The sequence below is a fragment of the Pseudomonas putida genome (assembly GCF_050989985.1).
Lineage (GTDB): Bacteria > Pseudomonadota > Gammaproteobacteria > Pseudomonadales > Pseudomonadaceae > Aquipseudomonas > Aquipseudomonas putida_AI.
Genome location: NZ_CP158815.1, coordinates 2,760,423 through 2,777,005, shown reverse-complemented (window position 1 = coordinate 2,777,005; position 16,583 = coordinate 2,760,423). Strand labels below are relative to the sequence as shown.

Below are 16,583 nucleotides of genomic sequence, written 5' to 3'. Positions count from 1 at the left end.
GCATTTCAAACAAGCGTATGTTTTTTCATTGACAGCTCACTGTCATCCTCATAACCTCGCCAAACCTTCAACGTACCGGGACGACGCGGACGTGGGCAGCATCTATTTGATTCGACATGGCCAGGCCTCCTTCGGTGCAGACGACTACGACGTCCTTTCGCCGATCGGTATTCGCCAGGCAGAAATCCTTGGCCAGCACTTGGCCGAACTCGGCATCAGCTTCGATCGCTGCCTGGCGGGCGATTTGCGCCGCCAGCAACACACCGCCAACAGTGCCCTGGAGCAATTCGCTGCCGTGGGCCTGCCGGTGCCGATCCTGGAAACCGACTCCGCCTTCAATGAATTCGACGCCGACGCAGTGATTCGCGCGCTGTTGCCGGCGATGCTGCCCGATGAACCGCAAGCCCTGGACATCCTGCGCAACGCCGCGCAAAACCGCGGCGAGTTCCAGCGCATCTTTGCCCTGATCATCGAACGCTGGCTGGCCGGCACCTTCGACACGCCCGGGCTGGAAAGCTGGCTGGGCTTTGTCGAACGGGTCCGCGGTGGGCTGCACAGGATTCTCGAACAGGCCGACAACACCCAGAAAATCGCGGTGTTCACCTCCGGCGGTACCATCACCGCCCTGCTCCACCTCATTACTCAGATGCCCGCAAAACAGGCTTTTGAACTGAACTGGCAAATCGTCAACACCTCGCTCAACCACCTGAAATTTCGTGGCCGCGAGGTGGCCCTGGCTTCTTTCAACGGTCATGCGCACCTGCAACTGTTGAAAGCCCCGGAACTCATCACCTTCCGCTGAGTCCGGACTTTGTGACCCTGGCTGGAATCACCCAGCTCTTATTACCCAGCTCCTATTACTCAAGAAAGGATCGAACCATGACCTCAGTAGCAGATGCCGTACAAGCAATGAAAGCCAAGTTCAACCCAGCCGCTGCTGCCGGTCTGGACCTGGTCTTCGGTTTCCGCATCGACGACACCAAGAACTTCTCCCTGATCGTCAAGGACAGCACCTGCGAGCTGAAAGAAGGCGAGAACCCGGATGCCCAGGTGACCCTGGTGATGGACGGCGAAACCCTGCAAGGCATCGTTAGCGGCGAAACCGACGGCATGCAAGCCTTCATGGGCGGCAAACTGCGCGCTGAAGGCGACATGATGCTGGCGATGAAACTGTCCGAGCTGTTCCCGTCCTAAGAGAAACCTCTTTGGCTACACGCGAAACCCGCCCTTGTGGCGGGTTTCGTCGTTTCAGGCCAGTTAATCCATTGTGGGAGCGAGCCTGCTCGCGAAGGCGCAGTGCCAGTCAACATCAACGTTGACTGTTCCACCGCTTTCGCGAGCAGGCTCGCTCCCACATTAAATCTCTGTCGTTCAGATGCTTGGCCTCAACCGTAGAATCTCCCACGGATGCAGGGCAGGCCCTCTGTCCCGCTCGTCACAGGTCGAGGGTGCTCTTACAATGCCAACACTTCCCGAACCGGCCATCCCATGGACATCGACCTCGCCCGCACCTTCCTGGAAATCGTGCGCCACGGCAGCCTTGCCGCGGCTGCCGAGAAGCTCCATGTCACCCAGACCGCGATCACCGCGCGGGTGCAGAAACTCGAAAGCCAACTGGGCAGTACGCTGTTTGTGCGCAATCGCGCCGGTGCCCGCCTGACGCCCAACGGTGAAGCCTTCGTGGTGTATGCCAATCAACTGGTGGAAACCTGGGAAGCCGCACGCCGGGACTTGCCGCTGCCCGAGGGATATCACGACGTGCTGCACATCGGTGGCGAAGTCAGCCTGTGCAACCCCTTGATGCTCAGTTGGGCCGCCGAACTGCGGGAAAAAATTCCCAGCCATGCCCTGCGCATGGAGATTCGCGACGGCGAAAACCTGCTGCGGCAACTGGAACTGGGGGTGCTGGATGCGGCATTGGTCTACCAGCCCGAATACTGGCCGCGCCTGCAGGTCGAGCAGGTGCTGGAAGAGAAGCTGGTACTCGTGCGCCTGCCCGGGCGTGCCGACCCTTACGTTTACATCGACTGGGGCCAGGACTTCCGCCGGCAACACGACGCTGCTCTGCCAGAGAAAGCGAAGGCGCCACTGAGCTTCAATCTCGGCCCATTGGGCTTGCAATACATTCTGGAGAATGGCGGTAGCGGTTACTTCCGCACTCGTGTCGTGAAGAGCTACCTGGAAAGCGGCGCGCTGGAAACAGTGCCCAAGGCCCCGGAATTCAGCTATCCGACCTACCTGGTCTACTCCCGCGACCGTGACTCGCCCATCCTGCAGCAGGCCTTCGACCTGCTGCGCGAAGCCATCCGCACCGATGACGACTGGTCGCAACGCTGGGATCCTCTCTCCTGAGTCCGGTTTACACCGGATGATGGCAGTTGTGTCCTGCTGGTTCGGCCAGCCAACATGCCGGGATCGACTAATCTGCTGGGAATAACAATAACGACAGGTGATTGCAGTGAGGCAGACCACCGAAGCATTCCGCAGCCGTTACCGCGCAGGCATCCATCCCCTCTACAACCCGTGGCTCCATGGCACTTTCGTGCTGCTGTTCGGCCTTCTGGCCATCGCCGCGTTCTGGAGCACCGTCCACCAGGTACAACCGCTGCAATGGCTGGCGGTGCCGCTGAGTTTGTTGCTGTTCAATCTCGGCGTGTACATGGTGCACCGCCACCTGGGTCATCACAAAAAGGCCTTCGCGCGGATGTTCTATGCCCGGCATGCGGGCGATCACCACAGTTTTTTCGCCCCCGGCAACATGACCTACGAGAACGCCCGCGACTGGCGAGTGATTCTGTTCCCGGCGTGGCTGATCGTGTTGCACACGCTGGTGTTCACCATGCCGATCTGGTGGCTGCTCAAGCAGTTCGATGCCAACATCGCCGGGCTGGCGGGCGGTTGCCTGGTCCTGGGTTACCTGACCTACGAGGTGTTTCACGCCTGCGAGCATCTGCCCCCGCATAACCCGTTGACGCGCCTGCCGTGGATCCGCCAGATGCGTCGCCTGCATGAGCTGCATCACCGCCGCGAGATGATGCAGGAGCGCAATTTCAATATCGTTTTTCCGTTGATGGATTACCTGTTCGGCACCTTCTACTGGGAACCGGAGCAGGCCACCCCGTACCTCACGAGAACGCCCATGACCCGCATGCAGCATCAGATCGAGATCACCGGAAACCCCATCGATGTACTCGCCTACGCCAGCACCGTGACCCGTTGGCCCGAATGGCATCCATCGTCGCTGAAGATCAACGGGCAAAAAGGCCCATTGCACGCCGGCGCCCGCTTCGATGAGGACATTCGCGCAGGCGGACGTGACGGACACTTGAGCTGGATAGTCGACGAATATCTGCCGGGACGGCGCTGGGTGGCCCAGGCCCAGGGCGATCATGGCCTGTCGCTGGTGCTCACTTACGAGTGCGAGGCTCAAGGCGATGCAACGCGGTTTATCCGCACCCTCGAGTACAGGTTCAGCAGCCCGGGGATGCGCATGGCCAACGTGTTGCTGCTCAGGCGCCGGATTGATCGCGAGTCGGCCGCGTCGATGCAAGCCTTGCGCGAAATGGCGCAAAAACACCTGGCCCAATCGGGAGTCAACGCGTGAGGCGATCGATCAGGTTTCACCATTGGGTGTTGCTGTTGATCGTGGCAGTCGGCGGGTTCCTGCTGCTGATGCCGACCAAAGTGCGGCCGGTGGCCTGGACACCGCCGCCCGCCCCCTCCCTTACCAGCGGCGTGTATGCCAATAACCAGCGCCTGAAAGGCGTCGAACCTGTCGGCGCCTTGGACATCGATGGCCCTGAGGCGCTGCTGCTGGAAGACGATACGCTGATCACCGGGCTGCATGACGGTCGAGTGCTGCGCACCAGCCTGGACGGCAAGACCCGCAAAGTGCTGGCCGATACCGGCGGCCGTCCCCTGGGGCTGGCCCGTCATCCCAACGGTTTGCTGGTCATCGCCGATGCGGTCAAAGGCCTGCTGTCGCTGGACGCCCAGGGGCGCCTGGTGGCGATGAGCACGGCCGCCGGTGGCCTGCCCTTCGGTTTTACCGACGATGTGGTCATCGACAAACCCGGGCACTTCGCCTACTTCACCGATGCCTCAAGCCGCTTCGGCTACGGCAAGGATGGCGAGGCGATCATCGAGCATGGCGGCGACGGGCGCCTGCTGCGCTATGACTTCCAGACCGGAAAGACCGAGGTGTTGCTGGACAAGCTGGAGTTCGCCAACGGCGTCGCCCTGGGGCCGGACGATGCTTTTGTGCTGGTCAACGAAACCGGCGCCTATCGCATCAGCCGTTACTGGCTGAGCGGGCCACAGGCCGGCACTCATGATGTGTTCATCGACAACTTGCCCGGTTTGCCGGACAACCTGTCGTTCAATGGCCGCGACCGCTTCTGGGTAGCGCTATACGCACCGCGCAGCGCCTTGCTGGACGCCACGGCGCCGCATCCGTTCATTCGCAAAATGCTCGTGCGGGCCATGACCGTGCTGCCCAAACCGGTGGAAAAACGCGCCTTTGCCCTCGGCCTGGGCCTCGACGGCAAGGTCATCGCCAACCTGCAGGATGGCAGCGACGGAAACTACTCGCCGATCACCACCGTGCGCGAGTATGGGGAGTGGCTGTATTTCGGGTCGCTGAAGGCGAAGAACATGGTGCGTTTGCCCCTGAGTGCCGCACTGGCGCCGTAGGGTTCTGGATGAGTGGGAACCGGATCGAAGCTACCCTGCTCTGAAGCCTCCCTGCTCTTCAGAAAGGAAATTTCGGTTTGCTCATGGGGCACCTCGCATGGAGCCGTATCGTCGGACTCTGAACATTCGAGGTGCCGGTTCTTGTCGCCGTTCCAACTGTCGTCACCGGTGGTCGGTGACGCCTCATCTTGAGTCAGGACGACGACTGGAGTTGTCTGACGATCTTGTCCTTGACCTCCAGGCGCTTGGCCTTGAGCTTTGTCACCGCATCATCACTGGATTTGGCCTCTTCCGCCTTCACCACCTCGGCATCCGCCAGGGAATACTTGTTGATCAGTGAATCCAATAACGGATCCTTGGTGCGTTTCTGCTGGATTTCTTCCTTTGTGACACTCAGGTCCTGAAAAAGGTCGTGTGGCACCGGCATGGAACACCTCCGTTTGTTAATCGGTAGCAAACGCGACTAATTGCGTTCGCCAACTATCAGAATGGCCTCGGTTGGCCGGTTCTGTCGACCATCCATCTGACCGGCGGTGTCCGTTCGTCGTCCTGTCGCAAATGGGATCAAACCTTTGCCGGCGCGGCAGCCTCCACAGAGTAACGATCACCTCGATAAACTGCGTGGAGAAGCACCAATGGACGGATTCAACCTGCGCCACCTCGCTCTGACTGTAGCCCTGAGTACCAGCATGGGCGCGGCCTTCGCGGCGACTTCCAATGATTTCGTCGACAAGGCCGCCGCCGGCGGCATCGCCGAAATCGAAGCCAGCCGGTTGGCGCTGGAAAAAAGCCAGTCGGCCGACATCAAGGCATTCGCCAACATGATGATCACCGATCACGGCAAGGCCAATGATGAGCTGGCGAGCATCGCGAAAAAGAATGACATCGAAGTGCCCGACAGCACGACCCTGGTAAAACAGGCCAAGGAAAAGATCCTCGACATGCGCGACGAGTCCTTCGACGCGGCCTATGCCAATAATCAGGTCAAGGCCCACGAAGAAGCCATCGAACTGTTCAAGAAAGAGGCCAACACCGTCACCGACGACAAAACCAAAGGCGCCACGGAGCTCAAGGGTTTCGCCCAGCAAATGTTGCCGGGGCTGCAAAAACACCTGGATATGGCGAAAAAACTGCAAGCGGCCCATCCAGACAAATAACCGGGCTGCACGACAGGGAAACCGCATCCACAATGCGGTTTTTTTGTGTTCGATAAAAAACCACCCTCAATGCCTGCGCCGCCTACAGTCAATGTGCTGCGAATGAAAAATGCTGGCAAAAGGGAACAACTATTCCATTTGCCAAATGTCACTGCTTTTACGCCGGTGGTTTTTCGGGGAATCGGCGCCCTGCATTCAAGGAGTCAAGTCACATGGCGGCACTGCAATCGGGCACCATCGATGCGATAAAGAAAAATCAGGCGCAACTGCTCACCCAGTGGACCGGCAGCCTCGAGGCCAGCGGCGCCACGCGCAATCTGAAAGACCAGGACCTCAAGCAACAAACCTCGGAGTTTCTCCAGCTGCTGGTCGGCGGCCTGAACGACGGCAACGGCCTGAATCTCGCGGCAGCCGGCTGGGACGATATCCGCCTGTTCCTGGAAAAACTCTCGCGCAGCCGTGCGCTGCTGGGCCATGACTCCTCCCAGACCGCGAACTTCATCTTCTCGCTCAAGGGCCCGCTGTTCGTCCTGCTGCAGAATCATTACCAGGACAGCCCGGCGCTGTTGGCCGAGCAGGTCTGGGAGATTTCCGAACTGCTCGACACCCTGGGCATGCACACCATCCGCACCTTCCAGAAATCCCGTGAAGAAGTGATCAAGCGGCAACAGGAAGAGCTGCTGGAACTGTCGACCCCGGTGGTCAAGCTCTGGGACGGCGTGCTGGCCCTGCCGATGATCGGCACCCTCGACTCACAACGCACGCAAGTAGTGATGGAATCGCTGTTGCAGCGGATCGTCGACACTGGCTCCGAGATCGCCATCATCGACATCACCGGCGTGCCGACCGTCGACACCCTGGTGGCCCAGCACCTGCTCAAGACCGTCACCGCAATCCGCCTGATGGGCGCCGATTGCATCATCAGCGGCGTGCGTCCGCAGATTGCCCAGACCATCGTGCATCTGGGGCTGGACCTGCAAGGCGTAGTGACCAAGGCCAACCTGGCCGATGCCCTGAAACTGGCCCTGACCCGGCTGGGAATGACCGTCAGCAAGGCGGACTGAGCCCATGGAGCGTATTCCGATACTGCAAATGGGGCCTTTTTTGCTGGTGACCATCCAAGTCGACATGCATGACCAGCTTGCGCTGACGTTGCAGGACGACCTGTCCGAGCGCATCAGCAAAACCTCCGCCCGTGGCGTGCTGATCGATATTTCCGCACTGGACATGGTCGATTCCTTCATTGGCCGGATGATCGGAACCATTTCCGGCCTGTCGAAAATCATGGATGCCCAGACCGTGCTGGTCGGCATGCAGCCGGCGGTGGCTATAACCCTGGTCGAGCTTGGCCTGACCCTGCCTGGCGTCAGTACTGCGCTGAACGTCGAGCGCGGCATGAAACTGCTGCAGGAACGAGTACTGCGGCAATGACCGTGCGCAGCAGCGGTACTCATCCGATTCATATCGAACAGGACGTGGTCCTGGCGCGGCAGCTGGCGCGCAAGCTGGCGACCGAATGCGGCATGCGCCTGATTGACCTGACCAAGCTGGTGACCGCCGTGAGTGAGCTGGCGCGCAACACCATGGTGTATGGCGGTGGCGGCGACATGGACTGGCAGATCATCGACGAAAATCCGCGCACCGGCCTGCGCCTGTCGTTCCGTGACGAAGGCCCCGGCATTCCTGACGTCAAACTGGCGATGACCGACGGCTGGACCTCCGGTTCCGGGCTGGGCTTGGGCCTGACCGGAGCCAAGCGGCTGGTGGATGATTTCGAACTCGAAACCACTCCGGGCAAAGGCACTCGCGTCACGATCACCCGATGGACATGAACATCGGCAGCTCAATGACCCTGGTGCTGGCCATCGAAGACAGCAGCCAGATCGGTCACGCACGGCGCACCGCGCAGCAACTGGCAGAGAAGCACGGCTTCGACCCGGGCGATGCCGGGCGTGTGGCGCTGGTGGCGACCGAACTGGCCAGCAACATCCTCAAGCATGCCAACCGTGGCGAGTTGCACCTGCGAGTGCTGCCCCGAGCAAATGGTGCCGGCATCGAAATGCTCGCGGTAGACCGCGCCAACGGTTTTGATCTGCAGGCCTGCCTGACCGATGGTTTTTCCACGGGCGGTACCCAGGGCATCGGCTTGGGCGCGGTGTCGCGTCAGGCCGAGGTGTTTGATGCCTACGCCGACTCACGGGGCGCCGTACTGCTCACGCGTCTGTATCCGCGCCAGGACAAGGCGGCGGACCTGCGCATCGGCATCAGCCAGCATTCGCTGCACAACGATCCGGCCTGCGGCGATATCTGGCACCTGGCCGTCGACGGACCACGCACCAGCGTTCTGGTGATCGACGGGCTGGGCCATGGCGAAGAAGCCGAACGGGCTGCCCGTGCCGGCGAGAAGGCCTTCGCCCTTGCCCCCTTCGCCGCGCCGGTGCTGGCGCTGGAAGACATTCATCAGGCGATGATCGGAACCCGTGGCGGTGCGGTGGCCATCGCGCAGATCGACACCGCCTTCGACACCTTGAAGTTCATCGGTATCGGCAACGTCGGCGCCAGCCTTGTCGCGGCGGACAAGTCCCGGGGCATTGCCTCCCATCCGGGCATCGTCGGCGGCCAGTATCGGAAGGCGCAAGCCTTTGACTATGCTCAAATCAATGGACAGCTTTTGATTATGTACAGCGATGGCCTGCAATCGCGCTGGAACCTTGCGGACTACCCCGGTCTGGTGCATTGCCATCCCGCCGTGATCGCCGCCGTTTTGCACCGTGATTTCTGTCGTGGACGGGACGATGTCACGGTGCTGGTCATTGCTCTGGAGGCCGCTCATGTCTGAAACACCCATCAGCCGGATAGACGAGCAAGCGGCGCTGATCGCGCAGTTGAAAGGCGAAGCCGACGCCCTGCGCGCCGAGCTGGATGAGACCAATCAGGGGGTTCTGGCGCTGTATGCCGAACTCGACACCCAGGCTGAACAACTGCGTCAGGCCTCGGACCTGAAAAGCCGCTTTCTGTCGTACATGAGCCATGAATTCCGCACGCCTCTGGGCTCGATCCTGAGTATCGCCAGCCTGCTGAGGGACGAACTCGACGGGCCATTGAGTGCCGAGCAACACAAACAGGTGGCGTTCGTCAGCAGTTCGGCCCGGGAGCTCTCCGACATGGTCGACGACTTGCTGGACCTGGCGAAGATCGAGGCCGGGCGCATCACCATCTCCCCGGCCTGGTTCGACATGCTCGACCTGTTCTCGGCCCTGCGCGGCATGTTTCGCCCGATTGTCGATGGCAGCGCGGTGGACCTGATATTCGAGGAACCGATGGGCCTGCCGCAGCTCTACACCGACGACAAGAAGCTGGCGCAGATCCTGCGCAACTTCATTTCCAACTCGCTGAAGTTCACCACCCGTGGCGAAGTCCGGGTGTCGGCACGGCTGGAAGACGGCGACAAAGTGCGTTTTGCCGTCAGCGACACCGGCATCGGTATCGCTCCCGAGCTGCATGGCGCATTGTTCGAAGACTTTTCCCAGGTCGACTCACCGTTGCAAAAGCGCCTGCGTGGTACCGGGCTGGGGTTGTCCCTGTGCAAGCGCTTCGCGCAGCTGTTGGGTGGCGACGTCGGCGTCCAGAGCGCGCCCGGCAGCGGCTCGACCTTTTTCGTGATCATCCCGCTGGCCATCGCCATGGAGCCCGCTGATGAAACGTGACCTGCGCCTGCTGATCGTCGACGACAACATCGCCACGCGCTATGCCCTGCGCCGGCGCCTGGAAGGCCACGGTTATGAAGTGCTCGAAGCCGGCACCGGCAGCGAAGGCCTGGAGCTGATCGACAGTGTCGCGCTCGATGCGCTGATACTCGACGTCAATTTGCCGGACATGAGCGGCTTCGACATCGTGCGCAAACTGCGCTCCGACCCGGCCACCGCGCTTTTGCCGGTGGTGCACGTCTCGGCGGCCTCGATCCAGACCGGCGACATCATTACCGGCCTCGACGCCGGGGCCGATGCCTACCTGATCCACCCGGTCGACCCCGATGTGCTGCTGGCGACCCTGCGCACCTTGCTGCGGGTGCGGGAAACCGAAAATGCCCTGCGTGAAAGCGAGGCCCGCTTTCGCGAGATTTTCGTCAACGTGTCTGCCCCTATCGCTGTGCTCGATGCCAACCTCAAGGTTCACGAGTGCAACCACGCCTTCGCCCGACTGATCCAGGACAACCTCGACCCCGAGACCTTGCGCGAGTGCTTTGCCGACGATCAACTTTCAGTCATCGAAGAACTGCGCCTGCGCCTGGCCTATGGCGAACGCTGGAAAGGCACCTTGAGCATGCGCGTGCAGGGGGAAATTCGCGAAACCACGTGGCAGATTTCACCCTATCGCACCCCGCAATCGAGCCTGGTGTTTGTCGAGGATGTCACCGAGCACCGTCACCGTGAGCGCTCGCACCTGGCCCGGCTCGATGACGCCACCAGCCAATTGGCCAAGGAAGTCGCCGAACGCGTGCGCACCGAAGCCCAACTGTTGCAGGTGCAGAAAATGGATGCCCTGGGCAAGCTGACCGGCGGCATCGCCCACGACTTCAACAACCTGCTGACCGGCATCATCACCAGTCTGGAACTGATCCAGAAACGCGCCGCCGATGCCCGCACCGACAAAGTTCAGTTCTACGCCGAGGCGGCCCTGAACTCGGCCATGAGTGCCGCCTCCCTCACCCATCGCCTGCTGGCCTTCGCCCGGCAACAGCCCCTCGATACCCGGCCGGTGGACATCAACGAGCACATCCGTTCCCTCGAAGAATTGCTGGTGCGCACCATCGGCGAACGCATTGCACTGAAGCTTGAGCTGACGAGCAAGGCTGCCATCGCCCTGGTCGACCCAATCCAGCTGGAAAGCGCCGTGCTCAACCTGGTGATCAATGCCCGCGATGCCCTGCCCCAGGGCGGCAACATCTGGGTCAACACCTACGCCGCCTACTCCCATGGCGACCCCAACCTGGCTGACGGTGCCTACGTTGCGCTGTCGGTGCGCGATGACGGCACGGGCATCGACCATAACGTGATCGACAAGGTGTTCGATCCGTTCTTCACCACCAAACCCCTGGGCCAGGGCACCGGGCTCGGCTTATCGACCATCTACGGTTTCGCCCGGCAATCCGGGGGCGACGCACACATCCGCAGCGTGGCCCGGCGCGGCACCGAAGTGACCATCATGCTGCCGGCCACCACCGATCCCACGGCCATCGAAGCCATCCCCGCCACTGTCGATCCCCAAGGTGCGGGCGAGCATGTGTTGATCGTCGAGGACACGCCGTCGGTGCGGATGTTCGTCGCCGAGGTACTGGTGGACGCCGGCTACCGCTGCACTCAGGCCGCCGACATTGAAACCGCACTCGAACGCCTGCAGCACGACGCCACCATTGACCTGCTGCTGACCGATGTCGGCCTGCCGCGCATGAGCGGCCGCGAACTGGCCGACGTGGCGCGGGGCTGGCGCAAGCAACTGCCGATCCTGTTCATGACCGGCTACGCCGAAACCGCGATCAATCGGCAGGTGTTTCTTGGCGATGGCATGGAGATGCTGATCAAGCCGTTTCAGATCAACGAATTGCTGGACAAGGTAAGGCGCACCCTCGATGGCGCCTGAAACAAAACCTGTAGGAGCGAGCTCGCTCGCGAAAAACCCGAGGACACTGCGTTAAGTCAGACTTCCCGCGTCATCGTTGACGACCATCGCGAGCAAGCTCGCTCCTACAGGGGATCTGTGCCGATCACAAAACCTGTGGGAGCGAGCCTGCTCGCGATGAGGCCAGCCGGTTCACCGCCGACTCAAGCCCTGTCCAAGACCCTGGCCAAAAACGGCCCCGTCCGGCTCTTCTTGCTTTTAGCCACTTTCTGCGGCGTCCCGGCCACCACTATCTTGCCCCCCTGATTCCCCGCCCCCGGACCGATATCGATCACCCAGTCACTCTGCGCCACCACGCGCATCTCATGCTCGACCACGATCACCGTATGCCCCGCCGTCACCAGATTGTTCAACTGCTCCAGCAGCCGATCGACATCCCGCGGATGCAGGCCGGTGGTCGGCTCGTCCAGCACATACAAGGTCGCCCCGCGCTGATTGCGCTGCAGCTCCGTCGCCAGCTTGATGCGCTGGGCCTCGCCACCCGACAGCTCGGTCGCCGGCTGGCCGAGACGCAGATAACCCAGGCCGATATCGCGCAACACCTCCAGCGAGCGGCGCACGCTCGCCTGCTCGGCGAACACTTCCACCGCCTGATCCACGGTCAATTGCAGCACCTGGGCGATGTTGCGGCCCTGCCAGGTGATGGCCAGGGTTTCGGGGTTGTAGCGCGCGCCATGGCAGGTCGGGCACGGCGCATAGACGCTGGGCATGAACAGCAACTCGACGCTGACGAAGCCCTCGCCCTCGCAGGTGGCGCAGCGGCCCTTGGCGACGTTGAAGGAAAACTGCCCGGCGTCGTAACCCGCGGCCTGGGCCTCTGGCGTGGCGGCGTAAAGCTTGCGTACGTTGTCGAACAGCCCGGTATAGGTCGCCAGGTTCGAACGCGGGGTGCGGCCGATGGGTTTCTGGTCGACCTGCACCAGACGCTTGATCGACGCCAGCCCCGCCGTGACCTGACCGCCGCTGGTTTGCGGCGCATCGTCTTCCAGGCTGGGTTCTTCGGCTTCATTGTCGGCCGGCGCTCGCCCAAGGTGGGCGCCGACCAGCTCCAGCAAAGCCTGGCTGACCAGGCTTGATTTGCCCGAGCCTGAGACGCCGGTCACTGCGGTAAAGCAGCCCAGCGGGAACTCGACATCGAGGCTGTTCAGGTTATTGCGGGTGATGCCTTCCAGGCGCAGCCAGTCACCCGGCGTGCGCGGGGCACGACCCGGCCTGTCATGCTCGGCGAACAAATAGGCGCGGGTCTGCGATTCGCTGACGTCCGCCAGCCCGGCCGGTGCGCCGCTGTACAGCACCCGTCCGCCATGCTCGCCCGCCGCCGGGCCGACGTCGATCAGCCAGTCGGCACGGCGCATGGTCTCCAGGTCGTGCTCGACCACAAACAAGGTATTGCCGGCGGACTTCAAGCGCTGCAAGGCTTCGAACAGCGCCTCGCCATCCGCCGGATGCAGGCCCGCCGAAGGTTCGTCCAGCACGTAGATCACCCCGAACAATTGCGAACCCAGCTGCGTCGCCAGGCGCAGGCGCTGCAATTCACCGGAAGACAGGGTCGGCGTGCTGCGCTCCAGCGCCAAATAGCCCAGCCCCAGATCGGTCAGGGTGCTGACCCGCTCCAGCAAGTCCTGGGCAATGCGCTGCGCCGCCAGGCGTTTTTCCACGGACAGGTTCGGTGTGTGCCGCACATCCGGGGCATTGGCATGCCCGCTGGCGCCGTGGGCGACGCGCTGCTCACGGGCCTCGCGGGTCTGGGTATGGCTCAACACTTCACCGGCTTCTTCGCCCTCCTGCAGATACTGCTCGGCTGCCACGGGCCTGAGGACTTCGGCCACTTGCAGCAACGGCATCTGCGCCAGCTCGCCGATGTCGTAGCCGGCGAAGGTCACCGACAGCGCCTCGCGCTTGAGGCGTTTGCCATCGCACAACGGACAAGGGCTGCCGAGCATGAATTGCGAAACCCGCTTCTTCATCAGCGCACTTTGCGAATGGGTGAAGGTGTGCAGGATATAGCGCCGCGCGCCGGTGAAAGTCCCCTGGTAGCTGGGTTCCAACTTGCGCTTGAGGGCGACGCGGGTTTCTTCCGGGGTGAGTCCGGCATACACCGGCACTGTCGGAGTCTCTTCGGTGAAGAGAATCCAGTCGCGCTGTTTTTTTGGCAGGTCACGCCAGGGAATGTCGACGTCGTAGCCCATGGTCACGAGGATGTCCCGCAGGTTCTGCCCCTGCCAGGCCAGGGGCCAGGAGGCCACGGCGCGCTGGCGGATGGTCAGGCTCGGGTCCGGCACCATCAGCGCCTCGGTGACTTCATACACCCGGCCCAGGCCGTGGCACTCCGGGCAGGCGCCCTGGGGGGTGTTCGGGGAGAAGTCTTCGGCATACAGCATCGGCTGCCCCGCCGGGTAACTACCGGCGCGGGAGTAGAGCATGCGAATCAGGCTCGACAGGGTGGTGACACTGCCCACCGATGAACGCGTGCTGGGCGTACCCCGCTGTTGCTGCAAGGCCACCGCCGGCGGCAAGCCCTCGATGGAATCCACGTCCGGCACCCCGACCTGATCGATCAGGCGCCGCGCATAAGGCGCCACGGACTCGAAATAGCGACGCTGGGCTTCGGCGTACAGCGTGGAAAACGCCAGCGACGACTTGCCCGAACCGGACACCCCGGTGAACACCACCAGCGCATCGCGGGGAATGTCGACGTCGATGTTCTTGAGGTTGTGTTCCCGGGCGCCGCGCACCCTGACCATGCCTGAGGGAGGGTTGGTGGTGCGCATTGAAGTCATCGGGTCGCCTTGATTGGATAGTTGTCTATACACGAATCCACTGTAGGAGCGAGCCTGCTCGCGAAGCGGAGTGTCAGGCAACATCCATGTTGAATGACAAATCGCTTTCGCGAGCAGGCTCGCTCCTACAGTGTTTTTTCTCAAGCATTGAGAACGGTGCGGATCATCTGCGTCAGCGCTTGCGGGCTATAGGGTTTGCTCAGCAAATGCGTATCGGGGCTGAGTTGGTGATTGCGCGAGATAATGTCACGGGTGTGACCCGAGGTGAACAGCACCGCCACGGGCGGGTTTTGCACTTTCGCCCATGCACCCAGGTCCGAGCTCTTGATCAGGCCGGGCATCACCACGTCGGTGAAGATCAGGTCCACCACCTCCCCTTCGAGCAGCATCTGCATGGCCACGTCGGCATTGGCCGCCGTCAGCACCTGGTAGCCCTCTTCGCGCAACAGCTCCACGGTCGAAGTGCGCACCGCTTCATTGTCCTCGACCACCAGTATCCGTTCATGCCCGCCCCGTTGCGGCAGATCGGGCACCGTGGTTTCCGTGTTCACCGGCCGCAGGCTGCGCGGGAAGTACAGCTGCACCCGCGTGCCCTCCCCGACCACGCTGGACATCTCGACATGCCCGCCACTCTGCTTGACGAAGCCGAACACCATGCTCAGGCCCAGCCCCGTCCCCTGACCGTCGGGCTTGGTGGTGAAGAACGGTTCGAACGCCTGTGCCAGGACTTGCGGCGACATGCCCGAACCGGTGTCGGCCACCGTGACGCGCACATAGTCGCCGGCGGCAATGCCCTTGCCCGCGCAGAACGACTGATCGAGGCTGGTGTTGTCCGCGCGCAGCTCGATAGTCCCCTCGCCTTTCATCGCGTCACGGGCATTGATCGCCAGGTTCAAGACGGTGTTTTCCAGTTGATTGCGATCGACAAACACCGGCCAGGGATCAGGGGCAGCAGTCATGTGGACCTGGATGGTTTCCCCCAGTGCGCGCTGCAACAGTTCGCCCAGGCCGTCGAAAATCTGCTGGGGCGTGTATATGGCCGGGGACAGCGGCTGGCGGCGGGCAAAGGCGAGCAATTGCGATGACAGCTTGGCGCCGCGCTCGACGGCGGCAATTGAGGCGGCGACCCGGCGTTGCACATTGGCGTTCTGCGCTTCATGACGGGCCAGCAAGTGCAGGTTGCCGGCGATCACCTGCAGCAGGTTGTTGAAGTCGTGGGCCACGCCGCCCGTCAGGCCGCCGATGGCTTCGAGCTTCTGTGACTGGCGCAACTGCTCTTCCGCCGCCAGCCGAGCCTCCACTTCATCGGCGACGCGCTGCTCCAGATTGCGGGTGAACTTGAGCAACGATTCTTCAGCGCTCTTGCGTTCGTGAATGTCGATCAGCACCCCGGGGAAACGAAACGCTTCACCCTGCTCGTTGAACTCGCAACAACCGCTGGCGAGCACCCACAAATAGCTGCCATCGGCACGCAGGATCCGGTATTCGGCGTTATAGGGCGCACCGGTCTGCACGGACCGGCTGACTTGCTCGCGCACCCAGGCGCGGTCATCGGGATGAATGCGTGCTTCGGCAGCGTCCAGGGCCAGGCTGTCCAGCGGTTGCCCGGCGGGATAGGAAAAGGTGCGGGCAAAGCGTTCGTCGCCGCTCAGCACATTGGCCTTGATGTCCCAGACGAACGAGCCAATCAGCGCCCCGGCGTTGAGCGCCAGGCGAACCCGTTCGTTATCGGCGCGGTAGGCATTTTCGGCGGCCTGGCGCAGGCGCTCGGAGATGACGAACTCGGTGGTTTCCACGACCATCGCCATGACCCCCACCGGGCGGCCTTCGTCGTTGGCGACCGGGCTGTAGTAGAGGTCCAGCCAGACATCCTCCGGCACCCCGTCGCGCAGCAGCACCAACAGTTTATTGCGATAGGACAAGGTGCCGCCGGCCAGGCAGGTATCGACCACGTTTCGGTTGAAATCGGCGACTTCGGGCCAGCCCAGTTCCACAGGCGAACCCAGCAGGTAGGGATGGCGCCCGCCGGCAAAGTGCGAATAGGCGTCGTTATAGATCATGTAGCCGGCATGGCCCCAGAGCATCACCATGGGCAATGGCGAGGCGAGCATCAGCTGCACCGTACTGCCCAGGCTCCTTGGCCAGGTGTCGATGGCACCCAGCTCGGTGCGGCTCCAGTCGAACGCACGAATACGCTCGGCCATTTCGCCGCACCAGCCGGCACACCCGTGGCTATCGTCTAGAAACTGCATTGGCTGGCTCTGATGTGCACCCG

15 protein-coding genes are annotated in these 16,583 nt (G+C 62.2%); 12 read left to right on the top strand and 3 right to left on the bottom strand.

Going from position 1 to position 16,583, the window contains the following annotated elements; translation table 11 throughout:
- The first annotated feature begins 91 nt into the window (after nucleotides 1-91).
- From ABTV29_RS12890 to ABTV29_RS12870, 5 genes are all read left to right on the top strand, one after another.
- The gene (locus ABTV29_RS12890) at nucleotides 92-802 is read left to right on the top strand and encodes a histidine phosphatase family protein (protein ID WP_433770752.1); all 711 of its coding nucleotides are present in this window, start codon (nucleotides 92-94) and stop codon (nucleotides 800-802) included.
- Between the two features lie 77 nt (nucleotides 803-879).
- Nucleotides 880-1,194, top strand: coding sequence for an SCP2 sterol-binding domain-containing protein (locus ABTV29_RS12885; RefSeq protein WP_433770750.1), 315 nt, complete (start codon nucleotides 880-882; stop codon nucleotides 1,192-1,194).
- 294 nt (nucleotides 1,195-1,488) lie between these two features.
- Nucleotides 1,489-2,352 (top strand): LysR family transcriptional regulator, encoded by an 864-nt coding sequence (locus tag ABTV29_RS12880; RefSeq protein WP_433770749.1) that lies wholly within the window; start codon nucleotides 1,489-1,491, stop codon nucleotides 2,350-2,352.
- A 106-nt stretch (nucleotides 2,353-2,458) separates the two neighbouring features.
- On the top strand, nucleotides 2,459-3,604 hold the full coding sequence (locus tag ABTV29_RS12875; RefSeq protein WP_433770747.1) for a sterol desaturase/SRPBCC family protein: 1,146 nt from the start codon (nucleotides 2,459-2,461) through the stop codon (nucleotides 3,602-3,604).
- A complete protein-coding gene (locus tag ABTV29_RS12870; RefSeq protein WP_433770745.1) occupies nucleotides 3,601-4,692 on the top strand; it encodes an SMP-30/gluconolactonase/LRE family protein in 1,092 nt (363 codons plus the stop codon). The genes ABTV29_RS12875 and ABTV29_RS12870 overlap by 4 nt, the downstream gene beginning before the upstream one ends.
- A 193-nt stretch (nucleotides 4,693-4,885) precedes the next feature.
- On the opposite strand, the gene ABTV29_RS12865 is transcribed toward ABTV29_RS12870, so the two are convergent.
- Nucleotides 4,886-5,119: a DUF465 domain-containing protein gene (locus ABTV29_RS12865; protein ID WP_433770743.1), complete on the bottom strand. Its 234-nt coding sequence runs from the start codon at nucleotides 5,117-5,119 to the stop codon at nucleotides 4,886-4,888.
- Nucleotides 5,120-5,327: 208 nt separating this feature from the next.
- Between ABTV29_RS12865 and ABTV29_RS12860 the strand changes: the two genes are divergently transcribed.
- From ABTV29_RS12860 to ABTV29_RS12830, 7 genes are all read left to right on the top strand, one after another.
- On the top strand, nucleotides 5,328-5,849 hold the full coding sequence (locus ABTV29_RS12860; RefSeq protein ID WP_433770741.1) for a DUF4142 domain-containing protein: 522 nt from the start codon (nucleotides 5,328-5,330) through the stop codon (nucleotides 5,847-5,849).
- A gap of 212 nt (nucleotides 5,850-6,061) precedes the next feature.
- Nucleotides 6,062-6,913 carry an STAS domain-containing protein gene (locus ABTV29_RS12855; RefSeq protein ID WP_433770739.1) on the top strand — a complete coding sequence of 284 codons (852 nt, stop codon included), beginning with the start codon at nucleotides 6,062-6,064 and terminating at the stop codon, nucleotides 6,911-6,913.
- 4 nt (nucleotides 6,914-6,917) lie between these two features.
- Entirely contained in the window at nucleotides 6,918-7,280 is a 363-nt protein-coding gene (locus ABTV29_RS12850; protein ID WP_433770737.1) for an STAS domain-containing protein, read from the top strand.
- Nucleotides 7,277-7,681 carry an anti-sigma regulatory factor gene (locus ABTV29_RS12845; protein WP_433770735.1) on the top strand — a complete coding sequence of 135 codons (405 nt, stop codon included), beginning with the start codon at nucleotides 7,277-7,279 and terminating at the stop codon, nucleotides 7,679-7,681. Before ABTV29_RS12850 ends, ABTV29_RS12845 begins: the two co-directional genes overlap by 4 nt.
- Nucleotides 7,678-8,688 carry an ATP-binding protein gene (locus ABTV29_RS12840; protein WP_433771861.1) on the top strand — a complete coding sequence of 337 codons (1,011 nt, stop codon included), beginning with the start codon at nucleotides 7,678-7,680 and terminating at the stop codon, nucleotides 8,686-8,688. Before ABTV29_RS12845 ends, ABTV29_RS12840 begins: the two co-directional genes overlap by 4 nt.
- Nucleotides 8,681-9,556 (top strand): sensor histidine kinase, encoded by an 876-nt coding sequence (locus ABTV29_RS12835; protein ID WP_433770733.1) that lies wholly within the window; start codon nucleotides 8,681-8,683, stop codon nucleotides 9,554-9,556. Before ABTV29_RS12840 ends, ABTV29_RS12835 begins: the two co-directional genes overlap by 8 nt.
- Nucleotides 9,546-11,489, top strand: a complete 1,944-nt coding sequence (locus tag ABTV29_RS12830; RefSeq protein WP_433770731.1) for a response regulator — start codon at nucleotides 9,546-9,548, stop codon at nucleotides 11,487-11,489. The genes ABTV29_RS12835 and ABTV29_RS12830 overlap by 11 nt, the downstream gene beginning before the upstream one ends.
- A gap of 182 nt (nucleotides 11,490-11,671) precedes the next feature.
- On the opposite strand, the gene ABTV29_RS12825 is transcribed toward ABTV29_RS12830, so the two are convergent.
- Nucleotides 11,672-14,308 carry an excinuclease ABC subunit A gene (locus ABTV29_RS12825; RefSeq protein WP_433770729.1) on the bottom strand — a complete coding sequence of 879 codons (2,637 nt, stop codon included), beginning with the start codon at nucleotides 14,306-14,308 and terminating at the stop codon, nucleotides 11,672-11,674.
- A gap of 140 nt (nucleotides 14,309-14,448) precedes the next feature.
- Nucleotides 14,449-16,560 carry an ATP-binding protein gene (locus tag ABTV29_RS12820; RefSeq protein WP_433770727.1) on the bottom strand — a complete coding sequence of 704 codons (2,112 nt, stop codon included), beginning with the start codon at nucleotides 16,558-16,560 and terminating at the stop codon, nucleotides 14,449-14,451.
- Between the last annotated feature and the right edge of the window lie 23 nt (nucleotides 16,561-16,583).